The organism is Mycobacterium colombiense, assembly GCF_001665835.1.
Classification (GTDB): Bacteria; Actinomycetota; Actinomycetes; order Mycobacteriales; family Mycobacteriaceae; genus Mycobacterium; species Mycobacterium colombiense_A.
The window spans coordinates 1-21753 of the sequence record NZ_LZSX01000013.1 but is presented as its reverse complement, the minus strand read 5'-3'; the positions used below and the strand labels follow the sequence as shown (position 1 = coordinate 21753).

Sequence of the window (21753 nt, the reverse complement as noted above, 5' to 3'; positions counted from 1 at the left end):
GAGGACAAACCTAAAGAGCCAGTACCGGGCCGGCGATCGGAGCAACACCCATGGCAACCATCAGCGCCATCGCGGTCAGCAGGAACCAGCCCGCGCCGTGCCATCCCCACCACGTGCCCCGGGCCTTCCACACCAGATAGGTGCGCACGAACGCCCAGATCCCGGCGGCCAGCGCGATCAGCGGACCGCCGAACGCCAGCAGAGTGCGCTGCGGCGCGCCACACGCCACGGTGTCCACGCTGACTCCCGGGCAGGTGCTCACCCACACCGCGGCGATCAAGAGGAAGCCGACGGCGGCCAGGGTGGACAGCACGGCAAACCGGATGGCGGCGTGCACCTCGCCGTCCTCCTGACCCAAGCGGTCACCGCCGGATCGAGCGTCTGCTTTCTGCATCGTTGGTCACCTCCCTCAGGGGTCCGCGTTCAGTACATCGCTCGCTACGTCGCATTAGTTACCGGGCATCATCACCGCGCTGGTAGCAGCGGAAGGCGCACGGGATCAAATACCCCGCGGCAAACCGCGGTAAACGGGATCGATGTGAGGTCAAGGCCTAGCGCAGGGCCCGCAAAGCGGCGCGGATGGCGCGCAGGGCGGCGTCGATCTCGGCGCGCGAGACCGTCAGCGCCGGACGGAACCGGACGCCGTGGTGCCCCGAGGGCAGCACGATCACGGCGTGGCGCCACAGCATGCGGATCAGCTCGTCGCGGTCGGCGGTGGTCGGCAGGCTGAACGCACACATCAGGCCGCGGCCGCGGGGGTCGAGCACCAGGCCGGGAAATTCGGCGGCGAGCTCGTCGAGGCGCGCATATAGGTAGGCCCCTCGTTCGGCGGCCCGGTCGAACAGTCCGTCGGCCTCGATGACCTCCAGGATGCGGCGGGCGCGCACCATGTCGGCCAGGTTGCCGCCCCACGTCGAGTTCACCCGGGAGGACACCGCGAACACGTTGTCGGCGACCTCGTCGACCCGGCGGCCGGCCATGATGCCGCACACCTGGGTCTTCTTGCCGAACGCCACCACGTCGGGTTGCACGCCCAATTGCTGGTAGGCCCAAGGCGTTCCGGTCAGGCCGCACCCGGTCTGTACCTCGTCGAAGATCAGCAAGGCGTCGTACTCGTCGCACAGCTCGCGCATGGCCGCGAAGAACTCGGGCCGGAAGTGACGGTCGCCGCCCTCGCCCTGGATGGGTTCGGCGACGAAGCAGGCGATGTCGTGCGGGTGGGCCTCGAAGGCCGCGCGGGCCTGGCGCAGCGACTCGGCCTCCAGCGCCGCCATGGCCGCGCCGTCCAGGCCGGGCCGCAGGAACGGGGCGTCGATGCGGGGCCAGTCGAACTTGGGGAAGCGGTCCACGGTGACCGGCTTGGTGTTGGTCAGCGACAGCGTGTATCCGCTGCGGCCGTGGAACGCGCCGCACAGGTGCAGCACCCGGGTGCCCAGCACGGGATCGATCCCGCGCGCTTCGTTGAACCGGCTCTTCCAGTCGAACGCCACCTTGAGCGCGTTCTCCACCGCGAGCGCGCCGCCATCGACGAAGAACAGGTGCGGCAGCGCCGGGTCGCCCAGCACCCGGGCGAAGGTCTGCACGAAGCGGGCCATCGCCACCGAGTAGACGTCGGAGTTGCTGGGCTTGTTCAGCGCGGCCTGCGCCAACTCGGCGCGAAAGTCCTGGTCATCGGCCAGGGCGGGGTGGTTCATGCCCAGCGCCGACGACGCGAAGAAGGTGAACATGTCCAGGTAGCGCCGGCCGTCGCGGGCGTCGTACAGGTAGGAGCCGGCGGAGCGGGCCAGATCGAGCACGAAGTCGAAACCGTCGACCAGAATGCTGTGCGCGAGCACCTCGTGGACCCGGTCGGGCTCGGTGCGCGTGAAGCGTTCCAGGGTCGCGGTCATGGCGCCCATGGTAACCGATTTTTACGGAATCATGAGCGCTATACCGTATATTTTATGGTATTCGTTGCCTATCAGCGTAAAAAGTATTCAATATGATGGTGCTTCGCGTCCTGACGTTCGCCGTCGTCCGGATCCGCTGCAGCAGGTCCTCCAGCGCCCGGGCCGACGGAACGCGCACCAGCAGGACGTAGCTTTCCTCGCCGGCCACCGAGTGACACGATTCGATCTCCTCGATGTGCTCGAGGCGGGCGGGCGCATCATCGGGTTGAGAAGGATCCAAGGGAGTGATGGCCACGAACGCCGACAGCAGGTGTCCGACCGCCTCCGGGTCGATGCGCGCCGCGTATCCCGAGATGACGCCGCGCGCCTCGAGCCTGCGCACCCGCGACTGCACCGCCGAGACCGACAGCCGTGCGCTGGCGGCCAGCTCCGCCAGCGTCGCACGGCCGTCGGCGACCAGCTCGCGCACCAGAATCCGGTCGACCTCGTCGAGCGTCTCACTCATGGCCGGAGACTATCGCAGGAACGGCCCGTCGTGACCCGCACGAAATGGCTGGAAACCTGGCAGCTTCGGGCGCAGTTCGCCGCGGGCCTGTCGGCGATGTATGCGGCCGAGGTGCCCGCCTACGGCACCCTGGTCGAGGTCAGCGAGCGGGTCAACGCCGATTACGCGGCGCGCCATGCCGATGCCGAACGGTTCGGCTCGCTGCGGCGGGTCACCGCCGAGCGGCACGGCGCCATCCGGGTGGGCAGCCCGGCCGAACTGGCCGCCGTCGCAGACCTTTTCGCCGCATTCGGCATGCTGCCGGTGGGCTACTACGACCTGCGTTGCGCGGCGTCACCCGTCCCCGTGGTCTCGACCGCCTTCCGGCCCGTCGACGCAACCGAGTTGTCGCGCAACCCGTTCCGGGTGTTCACCTCGATGCTGGCCACCCGCGACCCGCGCTACTTCGACCGCGACCTGCGCCGCCGCGTCGACACCTTCCTGGCGCAGCGCCGGCTGTTCGACCCCGCAGTGGCGGCGCGGGCGCGAGTCATCGCCGCCGAGGGTGGCTGCGATGCCGACGAGGCGCGGCCGTTCGTCGCGGCGGCGGTGGCAGCCTTCGCGTTGTCCGGCGACCCGATCGAGCGATCCTGGTACGACGAATTGGCGCGGGTCTCCGCGGTGGCCGCCGACATCGCGGGCGTCGGCTCCACTCACATCAACCACCTGACGCCCCGGGTGCTCGACATCGACGACCTGTACCAGCGGATGACCCGGCGCGGCATCACCATGATCGACGCCATCCAGGGGCCGCCCCGCACCGACGGCCCGGCGGTCCTGTTGCGCCAGACGTCTTTTCGTGCCCTGGCCGAATCGCGCCGCTTCCGCGAGGACGACGGCCGTATCACCGATGCAACGCTGCGGGTGCGCTTCGGCGAGGTGGAGGCGCGCGGTGTCGCGCTGACACCCAAGGGCCGGGAACGCTACGACGCCGCGATGGCCGCCGCCGACCCGGCCGCGGTGTGGGCTGACCATTTCCCGCGTACCGACGCGGAGATGGCCGCCACGGGACTGGCCTACTACCGCGGCGGCGACCCGTCGGCGCCGATCGTCTATGAGGATTTCCTGCCCGCGTCGGCGGCGGGCATTTTTTGGTCGAACCTGGACTCGCCCGCCGGCTTCGGAAACCATTGTGCCGTCGACGATTCCGGCTACGACGCGCAGTGGCTGGCCGGGTCCATCGGCCGCGAGATCTATGACCCCTATCCGCTCTACGAAGCGCTCTCCCAGGAGGCACCGCGATGACTATGTCCACAGCCGATGACCATGCAGAGCGAAGCGATGAGGAAAAACGGCGCATACCCACAGCCGATGACGATGCAGAGCGAAGCGATGAGGAGGAACGGCGCATACCCACAGCCGATGACTTGCGCGCCCGGGCTCGCGACGCCCTGCGGGCGATGGGGGCCGACGTCGCACTCGGCGTGCCGGACGACCACGGGATGCCGGCCAGCACACCGATCACCGGCGAGGTGCTGTTCACCGTCGCGCCCACCCCACCCGAGCAGGCCGAGCGAGTGATCTCCGAAGCCGCGCAAGCGTTTTCGGTGTGGCGCACCACGCCGGCCCCGGTTCGCGGCGCGCTGGTGGCGCGCCTCGGCGAGCTCCTGACCGCACACAAGGACGAGCTGGCCACCCTGGTGACGCTCGAGGTCGGCAAGATCACCTCCGAGGCCGCCGGCGAGGTGCAGGAGATGATCGACATCTGCCAGTTCGCCGTCGGCCTGTCGCGTCAGCTCTACGGCCGCACCATCGCCTCGGAGCGCCCCGGCCATCGGCTGCTGGAGACTTGGCACCCGCTCGGTGTCGTCGGGGTCATCACCGCATTCAACTTCCCGGTCGCGGTCTGGGCCTGGAACGCGGCGCTGGCCCTGGTGTGTGGGGACCCGGTGGTGTGGAAGCCCTCGGAGCTGACGCCGTTGACGGCGCTGGCCAGCCAGGGGCTGATCGCCCGGGCCGCGACCGACGTCGGCGCGCCGCCCGCGGTGAGCTCCCTGGTGCTGGGCGACCGCGACCTCGGCGAGCTGCTGGTGGACGACCCGCGCATCGCGCTGGTATCCGCGACCGGTTCGGTACGGATGGGCCGGGCCGTCGGTCCCCGCGTCGCCGCCCGGTTCGGACGGGTGCTGCTGGAACTGGGCGGCAACAACGCGGCCATCGTGACGCCGTCGGCCGACCTGGACCTCGCGGTGCGGGCGGTGGTGTTCGCGGCGGTCGGCACGGCCGGTCAACGCTGCACCAGCCTGCGCCGGCTGATCGTGCACCGCTCGGTGGCCGGCGAGGTCGTGGCGCGCGTCGCGTCCGCCTTCGGGCAGCTCCGGATCGGCGACCCGTCCGCACCGGGCACGCTGGTGGGGCCGCTGATCCACGAGACCGCCTACCGCGACATGGTGGGGGCGCTGGAACAGTCGCGCGCCGACGGCGGTGAGGTGATCGGCGGCGAGCGCACCCACCCCGGTGTCGCCGAGCATCCGAGTTCCTATTACGTCGCGCCGGCCCTGGTGCGGATGCCCGCGCAGACCGCCATCGTGGCGACCGAGACGTTCGCGCCCATCCTCTACGTGCTGACCTACGACGAACTCGATGACGCGATCGCGCTCAACAATGCCGTTCCGCAAGGTCTTTCGTCGGCCATCTTCACCACTGACTTGCGCGAGGCCGAGCGGTTCCTGGCCGAATCCGACTGCGGAATCGCCAATGTCAACATCGGCACGTCCGGCGCGGAGATCGGCGGCGCTTTCGGCGGCGAGAAGGAAACCGGCGGCGGACGCGAATCCGGCACGGACTCATGGAAGGCCTACATGCGCCAAAGTACCAATACCGTCAATTATTCCGGCGAGTTGCCGCTGGCCCAGGGCGTGAAGTTCGGATGAATCCAATGTGGCCGGCGTCTCATGTCGTATGAGTACTATCTGACACATGCCGACAGCCCGCAGGCGCTTGTCCCCCGAGGATCGACGCGCTGAGCTGCTCGCTTTAGGGGCAGAGGTCTTCGGGAAGCGACCCTACGACGACGTCCGCATCGATGAGATCGCGGAACGTGCCGGGGTGTCGCGGGCCCTGATGTACCACTACTTCCCGGACAAGCGGGCATTTTTCGCGGCGGTGGTCAAAGACGAGGCCGACCGCCTGTACGAGAACACCAACATGGATGACGCCTCCGGCCTGACCATGTACGAAGAAGTCCGGACCGGAGTGATGGCCTACATGGCCTACCACGAGCAGAATCCCGAGGCCGCGTGGGCCGCCTACGTCGGCCTGGGCCGTTCCGATCCGGTTCTGCTGGGTGTCGACGACGAAGCCAAGAACCGTCAGCTCGAACACATCATGAGCCGAATCGCCGACCTCGTCGCCAAGACCCCCGCGAGGAAGCTGGAGCCCGACGTGGAACGGGACCTTCGGGTGATCTGCCACGGCTGGCTGGCGTTCACCTTCGAGCTGTGCCGGCAGCGCATCATCGACCCCACCACCGACGCCGATCGCCTCGCCGACGCGTGCGCGCACTCACTGTTCGACGCCATCGCCCGGGTGCCCGAGATCCCCGAGGAACTCTCCCACGCGATGTCAACCGCTCGTATCGAGCCTCGCTAGCCGACGCCTTGTCGGTGCCCGTTGGCACCATGGATAGGTGAGCACTCGCGCTGATTCCGGGCCGCACGGCCGTTCCGACCCGTTGGGCCGGTTCAGCGCGATCACCCGCGAGTGGTTCACCAGCACCTTCGACAGCCCCACCACCGCCCAGGCCGAGGCCTGGAACGCGATCGCCGACGGCCACAACACCCTGGTGATCGCCCCGACCGGCTCGGGTAAGACGCTGGCGGCGTTCCTGTGGGCGCTGGACAGCCTGGCCGAGTCGACACAGCGCCCGCCCGGCACCCGCGTGCTCTACGTCTCCCCGCTCAAGGCGCTGGCCGTCGACGTCGAACGCAACCTGCGCACTCCCCTGGCCGGCCTCACCCGCATCGCCGAGCGCCAGGGCCTGCCGGCCCCGGACATCAGCGTCGGGGTGCGCTCCGGCGACACCCCGCCCGCCACCCGCCGCCAGCTGATCAACCGCCCGCCCGACGTGCTGATCACCACACCCGAGTCGCTGTTTCTGATGCTCACCTCGGCCGCGCGCGAGACGTTGGCCGGCGTGCAGACGGTGATCGTGGACGAGATCCATGCCATCGCCGCCGGCAAGCGCGGCGCGCACCTGGCCGTGTCGCTGGAGCGCCTCGACGCGCTGCGGGAGGACAAGCCCGCGCAGCGCATCGGGTTGTCGGCGACCGTGCGCCCGCCCGAGGAGCTCGCCCGGTTCCTGTCCGGGCAGGCGCCGACGACCATCGTGGCCCCGCCGTCGGCCAAGACGGTCGAGCTCACGGTGCAGGTGCCGGTGCCCGACATGGCCAACCTGGCCAGCAACACAATCTGGCCCGACGTCGAGAACCGCCTGGTCGACCTGATCGAATCGCACAGCTCGACCATCGTCTTCGCCAACTCGCGCCGGCTGGCCGAGCGACTTACCGCACGCCTCAACGAGATTCACGCCGAACGCAGCGGCGTCGAGCTGTCCACGGACGCCAATCCGAAGGTGGCCGGCGGTGCGCCGGCGCACATCATGGGCAGCGGCCAGACCTACGGCGCGGACCCGATACTGGCCCGTGCCCACCACGGTTCGGTCAGCAAGGAACAGCGCGCCCTGGTCGAAGAGGACCTCAAACGCGGAACGCTCAAGGCGGTGGTGGCCACCTCGAGCCTGGAGCTGGGTATCGACATGGGCGCCGTCGATCTGGTGATCCAGGTGGAGGCGCCGCCGTCGGTGGCCAGCGGTTTGCAGCGCATCGGCCGGGCCGGACACCAGGTGGGCGAGGTCTCGCAGGGGGTGCTGTTCCCCAAGCACCGCACCGACCTGATCGGCTGCGCGGTCAGCGTGCAGCGCATGCTGACCGGCCAGATCGAAACCATGCGGGTGCCCGCCAATCCGCTCGACATCCTGGCGCAGCAGACCGTGGCGGCGGCCGCGCTGGAACCGCTCGACGCCGACCGGTGGTTCGACACCGTCCGGCGGGCCGCGCCGTTCGCGACGCTGCCCCGCAGCGTGTACGAGGCCACCCTGGACCTGTTGAGCGGCAAGTACCCGTCCACCGAATTCGCCGAGCTGCGACCGCGATTGGTCTACGACCGCGACACCGGCACGCTGACCGCCCGGCCCGGCGCGCAGCGGCTGGCCGTGACCTCCGGCGGCGCCATCCCCGATCGCGGGCTGTTCACCGTCTACCTCGCATCCGAAGCCGAAAAGCCGTCGCGGGTAGGCGAACTCGAAGAGGAGATGGTCTACGAGTCGCGTCCCGGCGACGTCATCTCGCTGGGCGCCACCAGCTGGCGGATCACCGAGATCACCCACGACCGGGTACTCGTCATCCCGGCACCCGGCCAGCCGGCCCGGCTGCCGTTCTGGCGCGGCGACGGCCTGGGCCGCCCGGCCGAGCTGGGCGCCGCGCTCGGCGCGTTCACCGGCGAGCTGGCCGGGCTGAAGCGCGAGGCCTTCGACACCCGCTGCGCCGGACTGGGTTTCGACGCGTACGCCACCGACAACCTGTGGGGTCTGCTCGACGAGCAGCGCAGCGCCGCCGGGGTGGTGCCCACCGACACCACCCTGCTGGTCGAGCGGTTCCGCGACGAACTGGGCGACTGGCGGGTGATCCTGCACTCGCCGTACGGGCTTGGAGTGAACGGACCGCTGGCGCTGGCGGTGGCCCGCCGGCTGCGCGAGCGCTACGGCATCGACGAGAAGCCCACCGCCTCCGACGACGGCGTCGTGGTGCGGCTGCCCGACACTATTTCCGATTTCGCGTCCGACACGGGAACTGACGCCCCGCCGGGCGCCGACCTTTTCGTCTTCGATGCCGAGGAGATCGACCCGATCGTCACCGCCGAGGTGGGCGGCTCGGCGCTGTTCGCGTCGCGGTTCCGCGAATGCGCGGCCCGCGCCCTGCTGCTGCCCCGCAGGCACCCCGGCCGCCGCTCACCGCTGTGGCAGCAGCGCCAGCGCGCCGCCCAGCTGCTGGAGGTGGCCCGCAAATACCCCGACTTCCCGGTGGTGCTGGAGACCATCCGCGAATGCCTGCAGGACGTCTACGACGTCCCGGCCCTGACGCTGCTGATGACCGGCATCGCGCAGCGGCGGGTGCGGGTGCTCGAGGTCGAGACGCAGCGCCCGTCGCCGTTCGCGGCGTCGCTGCTGTTCGGCTACGTCGGCGCGTTCATGTACGAAGGCGACAGCCCGCTGGCCGAGCGCCGGGCCGCCGCGCTGTCGCTGGACAGCACCCTGCTGGCCGAGCTGCTGGGCCGGGTGGAGCTGCGCGAGCTGCTCGATCCCGAGATCATCACCGCCACCGGCCGCCAGCTTCAGCACCTCGCGCCGGACCGGGCGGCCCGCGACGCCGAGGGTGTCGCGGACCTGCTGCGGCTGCTGGGCCCGCTGACCGAGGACGAGGTGGCCGCCCGCGCCGGCGGGGCCGATGTGGGCGGCTGGCTGGAAGGGCTGCGCGCGGCCCGTCGCGCGCTGACGGTGTCGTTCGCCGGCCGCAGCTGGTGGGTGGCCATCGAGGACATCGGCCGGCTGCGCGACGGCATCGGCATCGCGGTTCCCCTCGGCGTGCCGGCCGCCTTCACGGAGGAGGTGGCCGACCCGCTGGGCGAATTGCTGGGCCGCTACGCGCGCACCCACACCCCGTTCACCACCGGCGAGGCCGCCGCCCGGTTCGGGCTGGGGCTGCGGGTGACCGCCGACATCTTGGCCCGGCTGGCCGGTGACGGCCGGCTGGTGCGCGGCGACTTCGTCGCCGCGGCCGAAATGCCCGGGGCCCCGCTGGCCGGGGGTGAGCAGTGGTGCGACGCCGACGTGCTGCGCATCTTGCGGCGACGGTCGCTGGCGGCGCTGCGGGCCCAGGTCGAGCCGGTCAGCACGGCCGCCTACGGCCGGTTCCTGCCAGCCTGGCACCGGGTGGGGGCGGCCGAATCATCGCGCTCCCCAAGCCATTCCGGACTGGACGGCCTGATGACGGTGATCGATCAGCTGGCCGGGGTGAAGATGCCCGCGTCGGCGATCGAGCCACTGGTGCTGGCCCCCAGGGTCCGCGACTACTCCCCCGCGCTGCTCGACGAGCTGCTCGCCACCGGCGAGGTCACCTGGTCGGGCGCCGGATCGATATCCAGCGGTGACGGCTGGATCGCGTTGCACCCCAGCGAATCCGCGCCGTTGACGCTGCCCGGGCCGGCCGACATCGAACTGGGCGACGCGCACCGCGCGGTCCTGGACACGCTCGCGCCGGGGGGCGCCTACTTCTTCCGCCAGCTCGCGCAGGACGGGATGCCCGAGTCCGAGCTCAAATCCGCGCTGTGGGAACTGATCTGGGCCGGCTGGATCACCGGCGACACGTTCGCCCCGGTGCGTGCACTGCTTGCGGGCGCCGGCACCCGCAAGCGTTCCGCGCCCGCGCACCGGTCGCATCGCCCGCCGCGGCTGAGCCGATACAGCGTCGCGCACCCGCAGGCGAGGCCCGCCGACCCGACCGTGGCCGGCCGGTGGTCGATCCTGCCGGCCCGGGAACCGGACTCCACGCTGCGCGCCCACTACCAAGCCGAACTCCTGCTGGGCCGCCACGGCGTGCTGACCCGGGGCGCGGTGGCCGCCGAGGGCGTGCCCGGCGGGTTCGCCACCCTGTACAAGGTGCTGAGCACCTTCGAGGACGCCGGCCGGTGCCAGCGCGGCTACTTCATCGAGTCGCTGGGCGGCGCGCAGTTCGCGGTCGCGTCGACGGTCGACCGGCTGCGCGCCTACTCCGACGGGATCGACCCGGAACGGCCCGAGTACCGGGCGATCGCGCTGGCCGCCGCGGACCCGGCCAACCCCTACGGCGCCGCGCTGCCCTGGCCCGCCCCCCGCGCCGAGGGCTCGGGGTCCGGGGGGCCGGGGGCGCGCCCGGGCCGCAAGGCCGGCGCACTGGTGGTGCTGGTGGACGGTGAGCTGGCCTGGTTCCTCGAGCGCGGCGGGCGGTCGCTGCTCACGTTCACGGACGACCCCGCCGCCAATCACGCCGCGGCGACGGCGCTGGCGGACCTGGTCGCGTCCCGGCGCGTCGCGTCGATCCTGGTCGAGCGCATCGACGGGGTGCCGGCCCTGCAGCCCCGCGCGGACGGGCCCGGCCCGGCCGATGCGCTCTCCGACGCCGGCTTCGCCCGCACTCCGCGCGGAATGCGGCTGCGCTGACATGCCCGAAGGCGACACCGTCTGGCACACCGCCGCCGTGCTGCGCGAGCACCTGGTCGGTGGCACCCTGACCCGCTGCGACATCCGGGTGCCGCGGTTCGCCACCGTCGATCTCACCGGGCAGGTGGTCGACGAGGTGCTCAGCCGCGGCAAGCACCTGTTCGTCCGGGTGGGAGCCGCCAGCATTCACTCGCACCTGAAGATGGACGGCAGCTGGCGGGTCGGCAACCGCAAGGTACGGGTCGACCACCGCGCGCGCATCATCCTGGAAACCGACAGCGTCCGCGCCGTCGGGGTCGACCTCGGCGTGCTGGAGGTCCTGGAGCGAGAGCGGGACGGTGACGCCGTCGCACACCTGGGCCCCGATCTGCTGGGCGAGGATTGGGATCCCGTGCTCGCCGCCACCAACCTGACGGCCGACCCGGACCGGCCGATCGCCGAGGCGCTGCTGGACCAGCGGGTGCTGGCCGGGGTCGGCAACGTCTACAGCAACGAATTGTGTTTCCTTTTCGGGCATCTGCCCACCGCACCGGTGCGCGACATCACCGACCCCCATCGCCTGGTCTCCCGCGCGCGGGACATGTTGTGGCTCAATCGCTTCCGCTGGAACCGGTGTACCACCGGCGACACCCGGACCGGACGCCAGCTGTGGGTCTACGGGCGATCCGGGCAGGCGTGCTGCCGCTGCGGCACCCGGATCAACTTCGACGACACCGGCGAACGGGTGACGTACTGGTGCCCGTCCTGCCAGCGCTGAGGCGCGCTTGCGATCGCCGCTAGTCCTGATGGCGGCGACCCGCTGCGCCCGGCTCCGCCGCGCTTGCGACCGCTAGTCGCGGGCGTGCGCGAGGAAGAACTGGGCGATGGCCTCGGATCCGTCGAGCGCGCGGGTGGTGGGGCCGATGACGGCCGCGGGTAGATACTGCTTGCCGCCGGGCCAGGTGTGGCCGCCGCTGTCGATCCTGTAGAACACCACCTCGGTGTTCGCCGCGCATCCCGTGGACTCGTAGCGGTGCACAACGGTGCCGTCGCGGACGTCGGGCAGCGCCTCCATGGCCGGCTCGCCCTGGCACCCATCTGCCGAGCGCCACTTGGCGACCATGCTGTCCACCGAGATGGAGTGGCTGACCCCGCCGCGCCCGCGCACCGCCCCACCCTTGAACGGCACCAGCGGATCGGCCGTCCCGTGGGCTTCCCAGACCGACACCGGCTGCGACGGGTTGCAGGCCACCCCCACGCCCAGGGTGCCCGCCACCGGGGCGACGGCGGCGAACAGGTCGGCGCGGTCGCACGCCAGCCGGTTGGTCATGAACCCGCCGTTGGACATCCCGGTGACGAAGACGTGCCCGGGCGCGATGCCGTAATCGTTCTGCAGCTTGTTCACCAGCCCGACGAGAAAGGCCACATCGTTGATGTGGCGGCGGTCGGCGGGTGAGGCGCCGCGCCCGTCTGCCCAGCTTTTGTCGTAGCCGTCGGGGTAGGCCACCAACAGGTTGTGGGCATCAGCAACGGTGTCGAAGCCCGTCAGGCCGCGCTGCGAGATGCCGGTGCCGCCGCCTCCGTGCAGACTGAGCACCAGTCCGACGGGGTCGCCCGCCGGCACGTGCAACATGTAGGTTCGGTCCATGCCGCCGGATCGAAAAGTGCCGGAAATGTCTCGAGCGCTGGCCGCCGACACGTGCCGCACACCGCAGCCGACCACGCATATCGCCACCACAGCGAGCCACAGCCACCGCGCGTATGCCATTTCGTCAGATCACCGACGGCGCGTCGACGAGGGCTCGCCGGTAACGCGTGTCCGACGGCGGAGCAAACCCTTGTGTGGCACACACCGCATTATCGGCGATCCGGCGCCGGGTGACGCCCCGACATGCAAACATTCGAACTAGTCCCGCCTTCAGCAAGCAACGGCACTTCTGTTCCACGGGAGTATCAGAAATGACGACCACCCAGATACGCAAGCCCATCCGGCCGCTGTCGCTCCTGGGGATAGGCGTGGCGCCGGTGGCCGGGCTGCTCGGCGTGCTGGCCGCGGCCGCCACCGCGCACGCCACCTCTCCCGATGACGCCTTCCTGGCCGCGCTGAAAGCCAAGGGCATCAATTACGAGTCACCCGACGCCGCGGTCAACTCCGGGCACACCGTGTGTCACGAACTCGATATGGGCCAGACGCCGGAACAGGTCGCCAACAGTGTGCTGTCCAGCAGCACCCTGGACAGCTATCACGCCGGCTATTTCGTCGGGGTCAGCATCAAGGCGTACTGCCCGAAGTACGCGGACGCGGCGGCATCGTCCGGGTCCTGAAATTTACAGCCGGTTGACCGGCTCGTGATGCAATCGCGGATAAAATTCGCGGTATCCGAAACGAAGAATTTCAAGGCCGAAAATGATTCCGAAACTTTTGTTCGGTGTCGCGGGTATGGCGATCGCTCTCGGCGTTTCCAGCGCAGCCACGGCATCGGCCAGCACCGACCCCAATCCCTTCAGTCATCTCGGCTGCGCCTGTAAGGATTCCGATCCACCGGGCAGCCCCGCCCTGCGGGACAACATCAATCAGGGTATCCACCAAGGCATTTCGGCGCCGTCCTTCGCCCGGTAACCCGTCGCGGCCTACAGCCAGTCGCGGCGCTTGAACAACACGTAGAGCACCACCATCAAGACGAGTATCACGCCGGTACTGGCCGCGAACCCGGCGTGCGTGCCGAAGCCCGGGTAGGGCACATTCTGGCCGTAGAAGCCCGTGATCGCCGTCGGCACGGCGATGATGGCGGCCCATCCCGTCAGCTTCTTCATGACAATGTTCAACCGGGCGTCCTGCAGCGACAGGTTGGTCTCGAAAATGGTTGTGATCATGTCGCGCAACGATTCCGTCCATTCGGACACCCGCAGCACGTGGTCGTACAGGTCGGCGTACAGCGGGTCCAGTCGGCGATCGGAGCCGTCCGAAACACGGTGATGCGCAATCGCATTGACGACATCGCGCATGGGCAGCGCGACCCGGCGCAGGTTCACCAGATCCCTGCGCAGCCGGAAGGTGCGGCGCTGAAAGACTCCCTTGCGGGGCCTGCCGTCGAACAGCTCGTCCTCGATCTCTTCGATGCAGTCATCGAGGGCCTCCACGGCGGCGAAATGGCTGTCCACCACCACGTCGAGCAGGCCGTGCACCAGCGCGCCGACGCCGTAGCTCTGGCCGCCGATCTCTTGCCACCGCCGGGTCACCTGCGTCATGTCGAAGTTGGGTGTCAGGCGCACGGTGATCAGCCCCTGCGGCAGCACGAATCCCGAAATGCGTTGCATCGACAGCATCCGCTCGCCGGTATCGGCTGTGTCCGTTGCGACGTCGACGGCATAGACGGTGAAGAAGGTGTGGCTTTCGTAGGCGGTGGCCTTGACCCGCTCGGCGGCCGCCACGGCGTCTTCGACGGCCCAGCGATTGAGGCCGATTTCGTCGGCCAGGCCGCACAGCGTGTCGTGGTCCGGTTCGCACAGGTCGGCCCACACCAGGGTGTCGGGTTCGGTGAGGTAGTCCGAGATCTTGTCGAACTCGAAGTCGTCCTGCGCCTTGCCGCCGCGCCACACCCGGCCCTGGACACTCGAAGCGATCTGCATCACAACATCTTCTCAATCGTTGTTCACGATCGGTAAACCCGCCAGCCACTCCCTGGCGCAGCGGCCGCCGACTATCCGTGATGGTCTTGATGTTGCTGGGGGGCCGTCGGGCCAATCCGGGAATTTTGGCGAGCAGGTGGGTGACATGGAGCAATCAAACCGGTTGCAGCTCAAGACATATCGGGCGGTATCCGAGCACATCGACGGCGCCTGGTGGCCTCGGTCGACGAACCTGGCCGGCGAGCTGCCCGCCCTGGTGGCGTCGCTATCCGACCGGCTGGGGCAGATCGTCATGGTGGGCTACCGCCGCAACGCCTGGCACGAGACACCGCCGCTGGTTGAAATCGACGGGCACACAATCGAATTACTGGGCTTTGTCAATGACGAGGAGGCCAGCGTCATCGTGATGGGCGAGAACGGCCGCCACATCACGTTGCATGTCATCCGGCCGGACACCGACGAGGACGTCGCGCGCCGGGCACTCGACGCGGTGCGGGCACCCGCCGAGGCCGTGGTGTCCCGGGCCGTCCGGGTCACCGTTGGGCGGTCGGTGGCGGACGTGGCCGACAAGCTGGCCCGTCACGAGGGGCTCGGTGACGAGCGGCGGACCGCTCAGATCAGGCGCTGGTGCGAGGAGACGGCGCAACGATTCATCGACGCGCCGGTGCAGACCTTCGTTCCCATCCTCGTCGAACACATCGTCCGCAACCGCATGATGGAGTCGCCCAACCAGCGCTATCCCGCCGACGGCGGCCTGTTCATCACGGTGCCCGGCAGCTCCGCACCGTACTCAATATCGTCGTAGTCGCGTCCACCCTTACGCCGGCGACCGTCCGCCGAGCCGCCTCCGGGGCGCATCGGGACCATCGGAAGCATGGGGGTCTGGCCGGTGCCAGGGGGCAGCGCGGAGACGGCTGACACCAGCTGCACCGGCGCCGACGATCCCAGCATTCCCACCGTCGCGGGCGGCATGGTCAGGTTGCCGAGTGAGATACCGACGCCCAGCGCCGCGCGGGGCGCCCAGGCCCCGGCGGCGTTGACCGCGCCGATCAGCTGCGCCTCGGATGACGCAAGCGCGGCCGTGCCCTCGGCCAGGCCGGTGCCGACGTCGGCGCCCAGCGCCTGAAACGCGTTCGCGGTCCCCACTTGCGCCAACACGCCGAGAAGGTTGACCGGGAACCCGGCCGCGGCGATACCCTGCCATCCCCACGTGCTCCAGTATTTGAACCAGCCCGAGTCGGGATCGAACAAGGCGAGGGAGGCGGCCTGGATGGATCCGGCGACCCCGGTGGCGCTCTGCGTCCCGGAGTTACCGGCGGTCACGGCCGGCACCATGGCGGCCTGTGTCGTCACGCCGGAGGGTTTGGCGACCTGCGGCGGCGGCGCGAAGGAGGGCGGTCGGACGGTACTCGCCGAGGTCGCGGCGTAGCGGACCATCGCCGCCGAGTTGTTCACCCACATGGTGTTGTACTCGGCTTCGGTTTCGGCGATCGCCGGGTAGTTGATCCCGAAGAAGTTGGTGGCCAACAACATCGCCAGCCGTGCGCGGTTGGCGGCCACCAGCGAGGGGTGCACCACCGTCCAGTGCGTCAACTCGAACGCCGCGGTCATCACCTGCACCGAGGTGGCGACCTCCTGGCACTGCTGCGCGGTGACGCGCAGCCAGTCCAGATAGGGTTCCAGCGCTTGGGCCATCGCCAAGGCGGACGGGCCGTGCCACGTCGTCATCACCCACGACAGCTCCGCGCTGTAGCCGGCGGCGGATTGCTCGAGCTCCATGCTGAGCTCCTGCCAGGCACCGGCGGCCGCGATCCATGACCAAGCGCCGGGCCCACAGTGGATCAGCGCCGAAGTGACCTCCGGCGGCAGCATCCCGAAATCCATGAACCTTTACCTCGGGAAAGAACGTGGGTGGGGCGAACGCCGCGCGTTGGCCCGTCCGGCAATTCGCGGTCCGGTGGCGATCAGACACCGCGGTGTCCCGCTGCCGGTCGCCGTTGAACGCGGGGTTCGGTGTCCGCAGTCGTGGGGCACCATCGACGTCATCCCGCGGATGGGTTTCGAGGCATCACTTTGCCCTTGACCTCCCGGCCCACGGCGACGTCCTCGTACTTCTGCTGTCTGCGCTTGCGCCAGCCGGTGCCGGCCGAGCCCGTCGTCGGCGGCACCATCATCGGCATCAGAGGCAGCCCCGATTCCGCCGCCGGCAGCGGCGAGGCCGCGGACGCGAGCTGCACCCCGGTCTGCGTGCCCGGCAGCAGCCCCACAACGGCTGGGGGCGCGGTGAGCTTGCCCACCGTCACCCCCACGCCCATCGCCCCCGAGGGCGCCATGCCCGCGCCGAGACCCTTGACCGCGTTGGACAGGCTCGCCGTGGCCGCTCCCAGGCCTTCCGACAGGCCGCTGCCGATGTCACCGCCCACGGACTGAACCCCTTGGGCGGTCGCCAGCTGTGCCCACACGCCGAGCAGGTTGATGGGGAAGCCGGACGATATGAACTGGTTGCCCCAGGTGCTGAAGTAGTTGAACCAGCCGGCGTTGGGGTCGAACCCTCCAGGCATGTTGAGAGAGTTCAGCACCGACCCCACCGACGAGGCCGTATCGCCGGAGCTCAACAGGGAGGCATTGCTCACCGCGAGCTGCTGGTTGGCCGTGCCGGATGGATTGGTGATCGCCAGCGGCGAATTGAACTGCGACAGCTGCGTGGTCGCCTGCGACGAGGTCGCCTGGTAGCGGGTCATCGCCGCCGAGTTGTTCGCCCACATGGTCTGGTATTCCTCTTCGGCCTGGGCGATGGCCGCCGTGTTGGTGCCGAACCGGTTGGTGGCCAGCAGCTGCGCCAGGCGCGTCCGGTTGGCGGTGACCACCGATGGCGGGACGATCGACGAGCGGGCGGCGGTGAACGCCGACGCGGCGCTCTCAGCCGACGTGGCCATCTGGGCGGATTGCTGCGCCGTCTCACGCAGCCACAGCAGGTAGGGCTGAACGGACTGCAGCATCGCCATCGCCGACGGACCGTCCCAGGACTCGATGAGCGACGACAACGTCGAGGCATAGGTGGAGACCGAATTCTCCAGCTCGACGGCAAGCCGTTGCCACGCGCCGGCGGCCTCGATCAGCGAGCCCGCTCCCGGCCCGGTGTGGATGAGCGTCGAGGTGACCTCGGGGGGTGCAAAAAGATCCATCACATCTCACAATGCCCACGCTGAGAACACCTCAGCAAATTTGCGTTAACCAGGCCGCGAAGAACCTCGAAACTCTGCACGTCGAAGCCTGTCACCTGCGGTCGGTACCTCCCAGTTCGACCGCCACGTGTTAGGACACCCTATACCTTTGGCTGAGAGCGATTTGACATTTGCTGGCCAGGGTCTTTTAACCGACACCCGCCGTCCGCTAAACCGTCACCGAGCCGCCGCGGTTCAACGCGATGATCCGGTCCCCCAGGCCGCGCCGCTGCATCTCCCGGGTGAAGTCGGCCAGGGGCGACGCGAAGGCCGCGTAGTCGTCGAAGTGCACCGGGATGGCCTTCGGGAGGGCCAGCATCGCGACCAGTTCGGCGCCCTGCCGGCCGTCCATCGTCACCGTCAGTCCGAACGGAAGCCGGTTTCCGGCCGGCAGCCGGGTGCCGCCGAGGTGCAGCATGCCCGCGTCGATCGGGTCGAACCGCGCGGGGATCTCCTTGAGCTCCTCGATCAGCAGGGTGTCCCCGGAGATGTAGAGCCGGCGCCGCGGCGAGCCATCGTCGGCGGCCACCTCCAGCATGGTGCCCATCACCGGCGGGAGCAGGCGCTGACTCCACCCGGGCGCGTGGCGCCCCGGCAGCGACGTGAGGGTGAGCGTCGTGCCGCCCTTTGTGATCGCGTGCTGCTGCCACGTCTGCAGGCCACGCGCCCGCGCGAAGCCACGCCGGTGCAGCCGTTTGGCGGCGTGTGGGGTGGTGACGACGGGCAGTTCGTGGTCGAGGCCCCGCTGCGCCACCCTGTCCCAGTGATCGCCGTGCATGTGTGACAGCACGATCGCGTCGACCGGCGGCAGGTCGCTGAGGCGCAACGCCGGCTCCTTGAGCCGCTTGGACACCAGCCCGTGCCCGAGGTAGGCGCGTTGCCCCCGGTGCAGGAAGTTGGGGTCGGTCAGCAGCGTCAGCCCGCCCGCGTAAATCAGCGTGGTGGCGTTGCCGACGAACGTGACGGTGATGTCCATAGCCGCGGGCTACCCGGTCCCGCGTCGTCCATGCCGCCCGGCGCGGCTTACGGGGCGATTGCCTCGACCAGCATCGTCGGCCCGAAGTGCCGGATTCGTCCAGGTATGAACCCGACGTCGCGCATCAGAGCGTGCACCTGCCGCGGCGACCGTTCCCGACCGCCCTCGCAGCAAACAAGCATCCATACGTCGATCATCGCTGTGAACCCGGCCAGGTGGCCCGACTCGTGGTGCAGATCGATCACGACCAGCCTCGAACCGGACGGCATGGTGGCGCGGACCCGCTTGAGGATTTCGCGGCAGGCCTCATCACCCCAGTCGTGCAGGATCCACTTCATCGTGTAGACGTCCGCGCGGGCGTCGAGCTGACCGAACAGGTCGGCGGTGCGGCGCTCGATCCGGTCGGCCAACCCTCGCTCGCGTAGAAATGCATCGGCCCGCTCGATGACCTCGGGCGAATCGAGCAGGATCCCGCGAGCGTGAGGTCGATTCTCGAGGATGGCCGCAAGCATGTGCCCAACCCCTCCGGCGATATCGCAGATGGTTCCGCGCCTCGGCCAGGGGTAGGTCCGCGCGATACCGGCGAGGTCGAACTGGCTGAGCTGGCGCATCGCGTCATCGAATGCGCCTCTCATCCCTGGGCGGTCAGCCAGGTAATCCCACATCGACTTGCCGAATTCCAGTTGATATCCCGATCTTTCGGGCCCCGTGCGCAGCTGGGTGTCGAGGTGTGCATACGTGGCCGCCGTCTCGGGGTGCGCGTAGTACGCAACCCAGGAGGCGATCGATCTGGGGTGTTCGCGGCACAGCGGTGCGCCGATCTTCGTCATGCGCGCACAGCCCTGACGGTCCAGTCGCATGAGCCGGGACCCGGTCGCGGCGTTGACGATTCTGACCGTCACGTCCGGGTCCAACGCCAGTTGGTGGGCCAGCTCGACGGGATCAGATGAACCCTTGCCCACGGCATCGGCCAACCCCGAAGAGACAAGCACGCCTGCGATTTTCAGCTTCTGCAGCCCGAACGCAACATCTGAGAATAGGGTGAACTCTCCGGGCACCGCGGCATCCGCGAGATCCACGACACGCCGCCGGACACCGAATACGGCGCGCGCGACCGAAAGCGGTAATGGCAAGGTAGGGAAGCGCATCGCCGATACCTATCGCCGCTCGCCGATCACCGCGGGACCGGCGTTGCGGCGGGCGGGGTCATGGTGTCGAGCTCGCTTTCGTCTCGGCCGCGGATTCGATGTTCTTCTCAGCAGCCGCGTAAGCGGCCGGCCACCATTTCGCCAGCATCGTCAGTTCGGCCGCTTCCTGTCGAAGCGTCGCCGCCCGGGACGCGACGATCGATGTCGAGTCGACGTCGGCGGGCTCCGGCGCGACGCTGGCAGCTTTAGCTCTGGCGGCGTAAGCCAGGCGCAGGGCTGAGATAGCCGCGTGGCGGTCGCGCGCCGGCACCTTATGGGGCTCGGCGAGAAAGCGGCGCAGATCATCGCCGGGTATTGCACGGAAATATGGGCGCAGCCCCAAGATCGCGTCGCGGATCTCGACCACGGTCTGGTGCAGCTGCAACTCCGTCTTCTGGCGCCCCGGCTCGTCATCGCCGCGTTCGAAGACACGTTCTGGGACAACGACTCTCATGGCCTGTCGCAGCGGCTGCAATTCGCACCAACTGCGGCTGACGGGATCCAGCCCGAGGGAATGACGCAGCTTCATCGCAAGAGGGACAGGGGCGATCACGAACAGGCTGAATATCATGTAGAAAAAGCAGGACGCGTGGAATTGCTGCCTGAAGTCGGCGGTCTGAGTCCAGCCAAGTCGATCGGATATCTGCAGAGCGGCTTCATGGAGCGCTGTCACCACGGCCGTCAGCCCCATCGACAGGGTGCTGATGGCGATCAGGCGCTCCCGCCGCCTGTCGGCAATCCGCAACTCGCGCAGGGAATTCCAGATCACGCGCGCCACCAGGACCATCGGCATGGCAATAAAGCAAGTCAAGGTCGTCACGGAGTCCCAGCCAGTTGTGAACTCCAGGGACTGTGCCGCCATTCGGGCACCGGTACCGAAGACGAGCAACCCGACCGCAAGCAGCACACCCGCCAGGCGATAATACTGGTGCCTACGGCGGGTTTCGGCTTCTGACAGCCCCGACCACAACAGGGTGAACCCGATGAATTCGGCGTAGCTGTAGCTCAACACCGCGGTGCCCAATTGCCACGTGCCGGGCATCGTCATGAAGGCCGTTCGGACGAGCGAGTCTTGCACAAGGTGCTCGCGCAACAACTGAGCCAGCAGCATGAGCGCCAATGTGCTGTTGAAATACTTCTCATAGAGGTTGCTGTTGCACCATCGGTAGCGCCCCGCCAGCACCAGCATCATGAAGGCGATCAAAGGCCAGGCGATGATGCCTGGCACAGTGGACGCGCTCACCGGCGGAAGAACACGCTGCTCATCATCGACGGCCGCGCACCGGCCTCGGCGGCAGCGAGCATCACCAACGACGCGAACATCTCAGCATCGCGTTCGCGGTCGTCATCGAAGCTGGTGCGGCCCAATATCACCCCGGTGCCGGCGTCGAATCCGGCCAGTGCGCTCCCAAAGATCATCTTGGGGTAGTGCTCCGCGTCCCCTCGCGACCCGCCATCATGTTCCAACACCATGTGCCCGATTTCGTGGCACACGATCTGGTCGATGTGATATTCCGAGGTACCCGCCTCGTGGATGATGATGTCGTCTTCGTCGCGCTTCAGCCACACCCCGCAGGGGCCCAGTGCGAGCTCGTCTACCGTCGGCACCAGGCGAATCGGCCGGCCCCGCAAGCCGGCGACACCGTCGATGAACGCCGCGCGATCCCAGGGCACGGGAACGGGCAGCGTGCGAACCAACGCGAGCATGTCACCTTTGGATGCCATCTACGCCTCACCGCCTTCGCGAGGTATCACCGGCAGGTCTTGGAGTTTGCGAACCTCGTCGACCATCGCCGCCAAACTCGTTATGGCTTCCGGGGTCAGTCCGGACGTGCGCACCGCCAAATCCCGTACCCCGACGTCGCGCAGCGCTTGGATCAAGGTCAGCTGTGCGTCGATCTTCTGATCTGGGTCGCGATCGATGAGGTAGGACGCCGGCACCCCGAAAAAGTCTGCGATCGCCCGCAAATGCGCGACCGTGGGGTTTCTTTTGACGCCGCTTCTGAGCTGCCAGAGATAGGCCGGACTGATCGATACGCCGGTTTTCTTGGTGATAGCGGCCGCGGCGGC

General features: G+C 68.8%; 20 protein-coding genes. 7 read left to right on the top strand and 13 right to left on the bottom strand.

Annotation, left to right across the window (positions count from 1 at the left end; translation table 11 throughout):
* Positions 1–10: 10 nt before the first annotated feature.
* From A5760_RS02670 to A5760_RS02660, 3 genes are all read right to left on the bottom strand, one after another.
* Complete coding sequence (locus A5760_RS02670; protein WP_064877562.1) at positions 11–394, bottom strand: hypothetical protein; 384 nt, start codon at positions 392–394, stop codon at positions 11–13.
* 157 nt (positions 395–551) lie between these two features.
* Positions 552–1889, bottom strand: a complete 1338-nt coding sequence (gene lat / locus A5760_RS02665) for an L-lysine 6-transaminase (protein WP_419538211.1) — start codon at positions 1887–1889, stop codon at positions 552–554.
* Positions 1890–1941: 52 nt separating this feature from the next.
* Entirely contained in the window at positions 1942–2394 is a 453-nt protein-coding gene (locus tag A5760_RS02660) for an Lrp/AsnC family transcriptional regulator (protein ID WP_064877560.1), read from the bottom strand.
* A 30-nt stretch (positions 2395–2424) separates the two neighbouring features.
* On the opposite strand from A5760_RS02660, the gene A5760_RS02655 reads away from it, so the two are divergent.
* The 5 genes from A5760_RS02655 (at position 2425) to nei2 (ending at position 11444) form a co-directional block, all read left to right on the top strand.
* The gene (locus A5760_RS02655) at positions 2425–3678 is read left to right on the top strand and encodes a VOC family protein (protein ID WP_064877559.1); all 1254 of its coding nucleotides are present in this window, start codon (positions 2425–2427) and stop codon (positions 3676–3678) included.
* A gap of 155 nt (positions 3679–3833) precedes the next feature.
* Positions 3834–5306, top strand: a complete 1473-nt coding sequence (locus A5760_RS02650; protein WP_064877558.1) for an aldehyde dehydrogenase family protein — start codon at positions 3834–3836, stop codon at positions 5304–5306.
* 46 nt (positions 5307–5352) lie between these two features.
* Positions 5353–6024, top strand: a complete 672-nt coding sequence (locus A5760_RS02645) for a TetR/AcrR family transcriptional regulator (RefSeq protein WP_064877557.1) — start codon at positions 5353–5355, stop codon at positions 6022–6024.
* A 37-nt stretch (positions 6025–6061) separates the two neighbouring features.
* Positions 6062–10687 (top strand): ATP-dependent helicase, encoded by a 4626-nt coding sequence (locus A5760_RS02640; RefSeq protein ID WP_064877556.1) that lies wholly within the window; start codon positions 6062–6064, stop codon positions 10685–10687.
* A 1-nt stretch (position 10688) separates the two neighbouring features.
* The gene (gene nei2 / locus A5760_RS02635; RefSeq protein ID WP_064877555.1) at positions 10689–11444 is read left to right on the top strand and encodes an endonuclease VIII Nei2; all 756 of its coding nucleotides are present in this window, start codon (positions 10689–10691) and stop codon (positions 11442–11444) included.
* Positions 11445–11516: 72 nt separating this feature from the next.
* Here the strand turns inward: nei2 and A5760_RS02630 are convergent, their stop codons facing one another.
* The gene (locus A5760_RS02630; RefSeq protein ID WP_064877554.1) at positions 11517–12434 is read right to left on the bottom strand and encodes an alpha/beta hydrolase family esterase; all 918 of its coding nucleotides are present in this window, start codon (positions 12432–12434) and stop codon (positions 11517–11519) included.
* Positions 12435–12625: 191 nt separating this feature from the next.
* On the opposite strand from A5760_RS02630, the gene A5760_RS02625 reads away from it, so the two are divergent.
* The gene (locus A5760_RS02625) at positions 12626–12991 is read left to right on the top strand and encodes a DUF732 domain-containing protein (RefSeq protein WP_064877553.1); all 366 of its coding nucleotides are present in this window, start codon (positions 12626–12628) and stop codon (positions 12989–12991) included.
* A 3-nt stretch (positions 12992–12994) separates the two neighbouring features.
* On the opposite strand, the gene A5760_RS26510 is transcribed toward A5760_RS02625, so the two are convergent.
* Together A5760_RS26510 and A5760_RS02620 are read right to left on the bottom strand one after the other, a co-directional pair.
* Complete coding sequence (locus A5760_RS26510; RefSeq protein WP_155764179.1) at positions 12995–13156, bottom strand: hypothetical protein; 162 nt, start codon at positions 13154–13156, stop codon at positions 12995–12997.
* Between the two features lie 141 nt (positions 13157–13297).
* Complete coding sequence (locus A5760_RS02620) at positions 13298–14296, bottom strand: magnesium transporter CorA family protein (protein WP_064877552.1); 999 nt, start codon at positions 14294–14296, stop codon at positions 13298–13300.
* 145 nt (positions 14297–14441) lie between these two features.
* Here A5760_RS02620 and A5760_RS02615 point away from each other — a divergent pair, with 145 nt between their 5' ends.
* Positions 14442–15101 (top strand): DUF5994 family protein, encoded by a 660-nt coding sequence (locus A5760_RS02615; protein ID WP_064877551.1) that lies wholly within the window; start codon positions 14442–14444, stop codon positions 15099–15101.
* Here the strand turns inward: A5760_RS02615 and A5760_RS02610 are convergent.
* The 7 genes from A5760_RS02610 to A5760_RS02580 all read right to left on the bottom strand — a co-directional run.
* Positions 15032–16180, bottom strand: a complete 1149-nt coding sequence (locus A5760_RS02610) for a PPE family protein (protein ID WP_064877550.1) — start codon at positions 16178–16180, stop codon at positions 15032–15034. The genes A5760_RS02615 and A5760_RS02610 overlap by 70 nt on opposite strands.
* Positions 16181–16338: 158 nt before the next feature.
* Positions 16339–17481, bottom strand: coding sequence for a PPE family protein (locus A5760_RS02605; protein WP_064877549.1), 1143 nt, complete (start codon positions 17479–17481; stop codon positions 16339–16341).
* A gap of 208 nt (positions 17482–17689) precedes the next feature.
* Complete coding sequence (locus tag A5760_RS02600) at positions 17690–18496, bottom strand: MBL fold metallo-hydrolase (RefSeq protein WP_064877548.1); 807 nt, start codon at positions 18494–18496, stop codon at positions 17690–17692.
* A 47-nt stretch (positions 18497–18543) separates the two neighbouring features.
* Positions 18544–19575: a methyltransferase gene (locus A5760_RS02595; protein WP_064877547.1), complete on the bottom strand. Its 1032-nt coding sequence runs from the start codon at positions 19573–19575 to the stop codon at positions 18544–18546.
* Between the two features lie 127 nt (positions 19576–19702).
* Complete coding sequence (locus A5760_RS02590; protein ID WP_082279307.1) at positions 19703–20926, bottom strand: DUF6545 domain-containing protein; 1224 nt, start codon at positions 20924–20926, stop codon at positions 19703–19705.
* Positions 20923–21408, bottom strand: a complete 486-nt coding sequence (locus A5760_RS02585) for a hypothetical protein (protein WP_064877546.1) — start codon at positions 21406–21408, stop codon at positions 20923–20925. Before A5760_RS02585 ends, A5760_RS02590 begins: the two co-directional genes overlap by 4 nt.
* A partial coding sequence (locus A5760_RS02580) for a helix-turn-helix domain-containing protein (protein ID WP_064877545.1) occupies positions 21409–21753 on the bottom strand: 345 nt, incomplete at its 5' end. It lies immediately after the preceding gene.